At 55.4% G+C, this 7,631-nt stretch carries 6 protein-coding genes; all 6 read right to left on the bottom strand.

The window, feature by feature from the left end; genetic code table 11:
• Nucleotides 1-25: 25 nt before the first annotated feature.
• The 6 genes from ACTH3S_RS05400 to tssA all read right to left on the bottom strand — a co-directional run bounded on the left by ACTH3S_RS05400 (nucleotide 26) and on the right by tssA (nucleotide 7,604).
• The gene (locus ACTH3S_RS05400; protein ID WP_441808002.1) at nucleotides 26-268 is read right to left on the bottom strand and encodes a hypothetical protein; all 243 of its coding nucleotides are present in this window, start codon (nucleotides 266-268) and stop codon (nucleotides 26-28) included.
• Nucleotides 269-556: 288 nt separating this feature from the next.
• Nucleotides 557-1,069, bottom strand: coding sequence for a hypothetical protein (locus ACTH3S_RS05395; RefSeq protein ID WP_441808001.1), 513 nt, complete (start codon nucleotides 1,067-1,069; stop codon nucleotides 557-559).
• Nucleotides 1,069-1,392 (bottom strand): DUF883 family protein, encoded by a 324-nt coding sequence (locus ACTH3S_RS05390; RefSeq protein WP_441808000.1) that lies wholly within the window; start codon nucleotides 1,390-1,392, stop codon nucleotides 1,069-1,071. The genes ACTH3S_RS05395 and ACTH3S_RS05390 overlap by 1 nt, the downstream gene beginning before the upstream one ends.
• Before the next feature lie 156 nt (nucleotides 1,393-1,548).
• A complete protein-coding gene (locus ACTH3S_RS05385) occupies nucleotides 1,549-2,436 on the bottom strand; it encodes a DNA ligase (RefSeq protein WP_441807999.1) in 888 nt (295 codons plus the stop codon).
• Nucleotides 2,437-2,468: 32 nt separating this feature from the next.
• Complete coding sequence (tssM, locus tag ACTH3S_RS05380; protein ID WP_441807998.1) at nucleotides 2,469-6,071, bottom strand: type VI secretion system membrane subunit TssM; 3,603 nt, start codon at nucleotides 6,069-6,071, stop codon at nucleotides 2,469-2,471.
• 81 nt (nucleotides 6,072-6,152) lie between these two features.
• Nucleotides 6,153-7,604, bottom strand: a complete 1,452-nt coding sequence (gene tssA / locus ACTH3S_RS05375) for a type VI secretion system protein TssA (RefSeq protein ID WP_441807997.1) — start codon at nucleotides 7,602-7,604, stop codon at nucleotides 6,153-6,155.
• Between the last annotated feature and the right edge of the window lie 27 nt (nucleotides 7,605-7,631).

The following is a 7,631-nucleotide window of genomic DNA, read 5'->3' as shown; positions in this document are numbered from 1 at the left end:
ACAAGATCACTTTAAACGCTGTCTGTCAGGTGCAAGTCCGACAGGCTGCTAGGGCAAAGAATTGGTTGAACTGGTAACCGAGGCCAGCACCGTAGAGATCATTCGAATCGTCGAACTCTCCACCATGCGCTTTATAACCACCGTAGCTACCCTTGATGTACGGGCCGGCTTCATCGCGGTCGGGGGAGCCTTGAGCAAACGCCGCGGGAGCTGCGAATACGCTGGCAGACAATACAGTTGCACAAGCAATGCGAGCTTTATAGTTCATAGCGCTTCATCCTCACTGGTTAAAATCCAATCGTCATTGCATTCTCGGAGAAGCTGAATTGATTCGTTCAGCGCCCTGAATTGCATGGATCTACCCTAAGTGCCTAAACGCATAAACTTAAGTTAAAACCGCACTACATTCTGTTCACTATTTCTTAATTATTTTCGAGGCTAAGCCAATAAAACAAAAATACATCAAACACCTACAAACTTAACAAATACACGGAAAAACGGTTTGAGACGTCAAGCCTGTAGGGGTTTTCCATAACAGCCAAAGAGGCATGAAAGACTATTTTGCGAGCGTTTCATGGGCGGGAGCGCCCGTCGTTTTATTCAAATCGTCCGTTTTCGGGGACGTGGAGCCAGCGGACTGACGCATCATCGACATACCGCCTTGAAGCAACAATTCTTTTAACCGTGGATCACTCTGTTCTGCCACCCCCGCTGCGAAAGCCAATGCGGCCGCTTCCAGTGGGTTACGGGCAATCAGCGAGCGCAACACAGCAACGGGCGACTCGGAACCCGAGCCTGATTCACTTTTTTGAGTACTTCGCGAGGTTCTGGCAGTACGGGTCATGCGGTAGAAAAATAGCGCCAGCAAACACAGGCATGCCAGCCCCGTGATGGCCATAGCGCCTGGCTCGCCCACGAGGGGCGCCAAGGCTAGAGTCGCTGAACCGGCCAACATATAAAAGCCGGTAATCAGCAGCGCCGTAAGCAAGACCATCGCCAGCATCACTCCAATAATAGCTGCAATTGCCTTACGAATAGCGCCTTTGATAGCTGCAGAATCTGGCAACATCAGCGATCGAGCATCTTGCCTACAATAACGCCGGCCAGGAACATGAGGATAATACTAAGAAACGGCCTTTCCTCAATTTTGTGCTCCACACTCTCCACGCCTTTCGATCCAGCTTCAGTGGCACGAGTAAATACTTCATCGCCACGCTTGCGCAGCTGATCCAATACCGAGCGAGTTTCGCGGCTGATCTCGTCTTTCAAGCTATTGGCGCGATCCTTCTGACCTTCCGCGACTGATTTTGTCAGCGCCGCAATGTCGTCGCGCAGCACCTGAAGATCCTCTTTAACATTGGCATAATCGCCTTGTGCTGTTTGCTTATCCATGGCCTGTCTCCTGAACGAATCACTTATATTTTTATTGAAAACGGCCCGCGGGGCCATTTTCTGATCACAACCAATAAGGCTGCTCACAAATTACTCTAGCACACACATGAAAATCCGTAACTGTACACGGATGCCGCAGGCACCCGAATTGCTGCATCAGGGCCTCTGCCCTGATAATTCTGGCTCGTCGTTTCGCACACGCAAAAAGCTTGCGAAACGCGGCAGGCCGGTTGCCGTGAGTCCGTAGTATTTGAAGGTTATACGAGTTCCTGGTGCGGGTGGCCGGGCACGCAGCTCATCACTGAATCCTGTTCCTATCCGAAAGCGACGCCCGCTCGGAAGTTCTACCCGTAAGGCGCCCATCATCCCCTGAAGACGGCCTTTTCCATCTAAGTGTTCAACCACCACCGCTTCTGCATCCTCAAAGGTTTTTACCTTCAACAGGTCGTCGGATCGGCCTGCCTCATAACGGCTTCCTCGCCGTTTGAGCATCAACCCTTCACCTCCTTCAGCGACCAACTTATCCAGTCGAACCATCAGCGCGGAGTGAGACGTGGCGGGCTCCTGCTCTACAAGTTTCAGGTAACGGGAATCCGTGCTTTCTACCAAGGCCTTCAGCTGCCCGTACCGTTCGTGAAACGGCCCCGAAGCTGGCAAATCGAAGGCATGAAACTGGATATCACGCCACTCGCGATCGACCGGTATCCGTTTGCGCACAGCCCCGGAAAGCTCTGCGAAGCGCTGGCGCCCCATCCATAGCTCCCCATCAAGAGGTATGGATGGAAAGCCTTCAACAAACCAGTTCGGCGCCTCATAAATATTGCCGTTGCGAGATAAAAACCTTTGGCCGTCCCAGTAGGCCCTTACGCCATCAAACTTCTCACTGACCCAATAGCCTTTCAGTCCAATGCCTTGCTGGTAGGTATTGGCAAGGGGCACCGGGGGCTGACTGGCATGGCCGGGCCGGGCTGCGGCCAACAGCAAGCCCAGCAGCACAGCCGGTAGCAATACCCTGAAAGCAATACCTCCGGATTTATCCAGCATCTGCCATCTCCTGCCGCCAACAAACGGGTTATTCAGTACAGGCTACGGGGAATTCGGTATCCCGATAGCAGCTGTTGGGTGAATGGGTTGGTATTGCTGGCCGCGTGTAGGCGGTAACGCATCTCGCCGTCATCAACCTGAAAACGCACATCCACCGCGCTGCCGCTGACACCGGTTATGTCGGCTTTGTCCAGCAACCGGAACAGCGCCCAAGGGCCGCTCTGGGAAATGCTGCGCGGCGAGCGGTTTACTTGCACCGGAACCAGTGTTATCCGGCTTTCAACCGTGTCTCTCAGGGTGTTGGGCCATACCAATGGAATACTCTGGCGGGGGCCGTGACTGAACTCCACCAACTGGCCATCCAGGTTCACAACGCTGCGGCGCTTGTTAGAAGACAAGTTTAGGGGCTCTAGGGCAAACTCCACATCCAGCGCGCCGCCGCGAGTGAAGTAAGCGCTGCGAATTTTATCGGCGTTACCCAGAGCCGCCAGCACATCCCGACGCACCAGGCCGGCCCGACGGGCATCCCCCACCTGTTCCGGATGATCCTCCAGAAACAGTTTCAGGTTCTCTTCATAGAACGTATCCAATACGCCACCCGGCGCAAAAAAACGCTCAAAATCCTGCAGGGCGACATCGCGGCCGGCATTGGCATTAAACGGATAGTGCCTGGCCAGATTTTGCTGGAAAGGCTGATAAACTTCTCGATACCACTCCCGTTCAAGCTGCGCCACAGCTTGATCCAGCAGCACACGCCAGCTTTCCGTTGCCAATCGGTTGAGCAGCCGGTTAAGGGGCTCGGGTTGGTGGCCTGCCATCCGTTGTAGGGTGAAAATCGGGTCAGCACCCTGCAACCCCATTCTCGCTCGAGCCGCACCAAGAGCTGCCTTACCCTTGTCTGGCGACTCTTGAATAGTGCGCATGTATTCGTGCAGGTCGCTCACCACCAACATAACTTGTTCTAACCCGGTAGGTTGATCTTCGTGCTTGCGGGTAAGCTGATTGAGATCCGTAAACTGTCGTTCTATGTTCTGCAGCATGCGGAAGTGGGCAGATTGCTCAAGCAGTTCCCGAGCTGCTGAGTTATCCCCTTCAGCGCCGGGTATCAGTTGCGTATTTCGGCGAACCTGCCCAAGCAACTGCGCAAGCGGCTCATGGCCACCGGTAAGGCTCTCCAGTATGCGAACCCCGTGGTTCAAATCCTCAAACTGTTGAATATCGACCCGGCTCAAAGCTGTGCGCCAGGCGTTGGCATAGTGCTCGGCATAAAGGTTTTGCAAGCTGGCTTGCAGCTGGGCTTCATCGGCTTTGCTGAAGTCCACATTATCTCTGCGCCCGAGTACCCAGGCGTCTACCAGGGCCAGTTCTGTCACCGTGGCAGATTTGCGCAGAAACCACTTCTCCAGGCCGTCCCGGGTCAGCAGTGCAGGAATGCTCAAAGGATCCGACAATGGCTGGTCGGCGTCTTCTCCTTTGTGCCCTCCGGCAGGCTCACCGTATTGATCCACACGTACAAAGACGTTGCTGAACGCCGGGCCAGATGTACGAGCCAGATCGGTTGGCTGGCTGAACTCCCGGCCGGCCTCTATTTCCAAATCCCGATACACACGATCTGGAGTCGACATCCGCCCCAGCTCATGCTGCGACCACTGCACGCTGCTTTTGAATGGTGCAAGCGCCATATCTGCAGTTACGTCACCGCTGCCTGCCTGATCAGCCAAGTCGGTATAAGCCATGGCATAGTCAAGATGCGCCAAAAGTCTTTGCTGGACATCGCGCTGGCCCGGAAAGGCTCGCTGCCAGTATTCGCTCATGTAGGTGGTTACAATATCGTTGCGCCGGCCACTGGCATCGTAGAGCATTCTCAGCACACGCAGGTGTTCAAGCCGCTCCGGGCTGTTGTCCGGCGCGCGGCTCATGTCACCCATCACACCGAACATCAGTGCTGGCAAGTATTGGTAGGCCAGCATATCCAGATAGGACGCTTCCACTTCCGGCCCAACTTTGTGTCCCTGGTACAGCCCCATGTCACTGAGCAGCGTCCACTGTTTTCGATGATCCCCAAACGCCAGCGTGGCCTGGCGTAGCTGATCCAGTGGTTCAAGCAGATTACGGCCAGTGGTATCCGGCTCGTAACCTACCGGTTGCCAGTTATCGATGAAGCTTTGCACCCGTGTTTCAACCGAGGCGGCCGCGTCGGCGTTCTGAATAAAGTAGTGCTGCCAGCCTGAGGTCATGCCCGCGCCCGCACACACGGCAACGACGGCGGCGATTGCCACCCGGCGCTGACGGCCACGCACAACCCGGCGGTTGTCCCCTGCAAGCCCAGCTTCGGGATAGATAATCCCGGGGAACAACGATTGGGTAAACAAGTTTGTAGACTGACCCGTGCGCTGGGCCGGCTGAATTGGGCCGGATACTTGATAATGGTTGGCAGCGGCAGAGACAAAGGCATCTTCCGGCACGCCTTCTTGCACAACAGAGGTAAAGTAAGTACCGCGAACCAGGGCGGGCGTGGAGAAAGCATCCGCTGACAGCAGGCTGCTCAAAAAGGTCTCAAGCACCGGCTTCATGCCGGCGAGCTGGCGCGTAAATGAGTAGGCAGCCGCTCTGTCTTCAGCGTCCCGGGTGCTGGCAAGTACGCAAGGCAAACGCTCATTCAGCCGTGTGACCATCTCGCTCAAGCGCGCTGAGAATTCATTTAGCCAGTCATCGTTATCTAGCTGGCCTTCCAGCTGGAAGGTAAACCCAAGAGCCTGCTCTTTCTCTTGCTTACTGAAAGTACGAACAAACGGCCCAAAGCCATAAAGCAGATCCATTTTGGTAAAGGACACATACACCGGAAGACGCGAGCCTATCTGCTCCATCAGCTCTCTAAGACGCGTTCGCAGTAGAATGGCATGAGCCTCGCGCTGTTCTTCGCTGGCTGTGCTCAACTTCGCCAGGTCCACCGCAAGAATTACTCCGTTGAGAGGGCGCTGGGGGCGACTGCACTCAAGCCAATGGATGAAGTGCGCCCAGAGCCGCTGCTGTATTTCCCCTGCAGCTCCTTGGCTTTGGCTTAGTAGTTCGCCATCGGGATCAATCAATACGCCGTTATCGCCTATCCACCAATCGAACCCAAACGGGTTTCGATCCGCACGATTATTGCGAGTAACGTTGGTTAGGGTATACGTCTGCCCGGAACGCTGGATAAGGCTGGTTTTTCCCGCATCTTCCAGCCCCATGACCAGGTACCAAGGTAAACGATACACACCCCGACGTCCGGGCAGGTTGTTCTTCAGCGCGGCAAGTTGGCGGTCCAGCAACCGCTGCTGCCGCCGTTCCATAGGCAAAACCGGGTCTTCCTGCTCTTGCTGCTCTTCGGCTTTAGACGCATTAACCTTGCCTAAACGGCGAGCCAACACGGTGCCCCAGATCATGGCGACCAACAACACAACACCCAACGTAACCAGCGCCCGCATTTGCCAAGCCGCCAGCGGGAATGCTCCGCCAATCTCCCACTTTGGCCCAAGCCACCAGGTGGCAACCAACAGCGCGACTAAACCCAAGGCTAGGGTATAGGGTGCCGCGTTTCGAACGTATGGCAGTAGCCAGCGGCCGATAAGTAAAGCTTTTCTCCACATGGTATCCATTCCTGCTGTTTATCCGTAATCAGTCAGTATTTCGACTGGTTGGCTCGCTAATCTGGTTTTGACACTGCGGGCTATGAGCCCTCAGGCCAGTCGTTCAAGTTGTTTCAGTAAAGCCGGCTCCCAGTCTTCAATCGCCCGTCCACCTACCTGCTGCTGCAGATCCTGAATCTGCTGGGTGGCCAGACTGACCAAACCGATGTCTTTCATCAAACGTGCCGAGGCCAGACGCCAATAGAATTGCTCCCGGGGCTCACGGGCTTCCCCCAACCCCTCTTCCAAAATCTGCATCGCAGGTGCCAGACCTTTCTGGCCAACCAGCTCTCGAGCCGTGTTATAAGCCTGCTCCCAAGGGCTGGCACTGCCGCCAGCTTGCCCAGATGTAGATGCCGACCAGAGCCAACCCTGTGCGTCTGGGGACAGAAATGGGGTGCCATCGTTAAAGGTCAGTTCCGTTAATTGAGGCAGTCTTTCTACAAATTCATCAACGGCGGCGCGAATGGCCTCAGCGCAGCTTTCGCATCCCAAAGCCGAGGCCACGCTGGCACTGAGCCAGTGGCCATCTAGCCAGAACGGGCTTACTGAAAGACTCTGTTCAATGCGTTGCCACAGTGCTGGATCCGGCGACTTTTCCAAGGCTTCACGGTATTCCGCCACTCGATCCGCACTGACTGCCGCCAGATCGGAGCGCTTACCATCCCGGGTTGGCGGCACCGATGTTATGCTCTGCCAGATGGCATACCGGCGAATCTGGTAACCCAGTGGACGCTCCGGCTCGGTTCCAGTCAGCATATCTGCCACTTTTAACAGGCTCTGGCGGGTAGCCCGCTCATTACCTGGATCTAGTGTAAGGGCACCGAGCGATGAACTGGCTGACGTTGCCGAAGGCGCTGCGCTTGCCCGAGCACTATCACCTACCGCTTCGGAATAACTGGCAGACGGCGCCTCTGAGCCTTTACCTGTGCTGGCGCCGGCTTCTTGGGGCTGGGGTAGTTTTTCAACTGAACGCTTTAGATCCGCCAGTGCGTCGTCGGGCAATTCTCTTTCTTGCGCCTGGGCCTGGAGTTTTATCAGTATCTCAAGGCAGAAACTGCGGCCATCCCCCACGCTGGCATCGAAGGATATTCCCGCAACGCCCTTGCTTGCGCGCTGAAGCATTTGAGTAAACATCATTTTGCGCGCACGTTTGCCTTTATCACCGGGGTACGGCCAGCCTTCTTCCCACCAGGTTTCCAGCACCCGGTTCAGCAGGTAAATCGACAGTGCAAAACGCTCACCGTCACCACCACGCTGCAGAGCAATCAGAAGGAAACCAAGAACTTTCAGATCCTTGCTGCGGGCAGACAGAATTTTCAGGGATTCGCTCTCAACTTTGCCCCAGTCAATCTCGGTATGGGCAAGCGAGCCGATTTTCATGATTTCGTCTTCAAGGAACGCGAGGGCGTCGTCCTCTCCCAACCCGTGACCTGTGGCTGACTCGCCGTCCAATGGCGTGATGACCTGTTCAACGTAAGGATGCTGTTCGATAACCTGCATAGTTCTGTCCTTGCTTGTTCGCTGCCC

Origin of the sequence: Marinobacter sp., from assembly GCF_052094685.1 — a bacterium.
GTDB lineage: Bacteria > Pseudomonadota > Gammaproteobacteria > Pseudomonadales > Oleiphilaceae > Marinobacter.
This window is presented reverse-complemented; position numbering and strand designations above follow the sequence as displayed.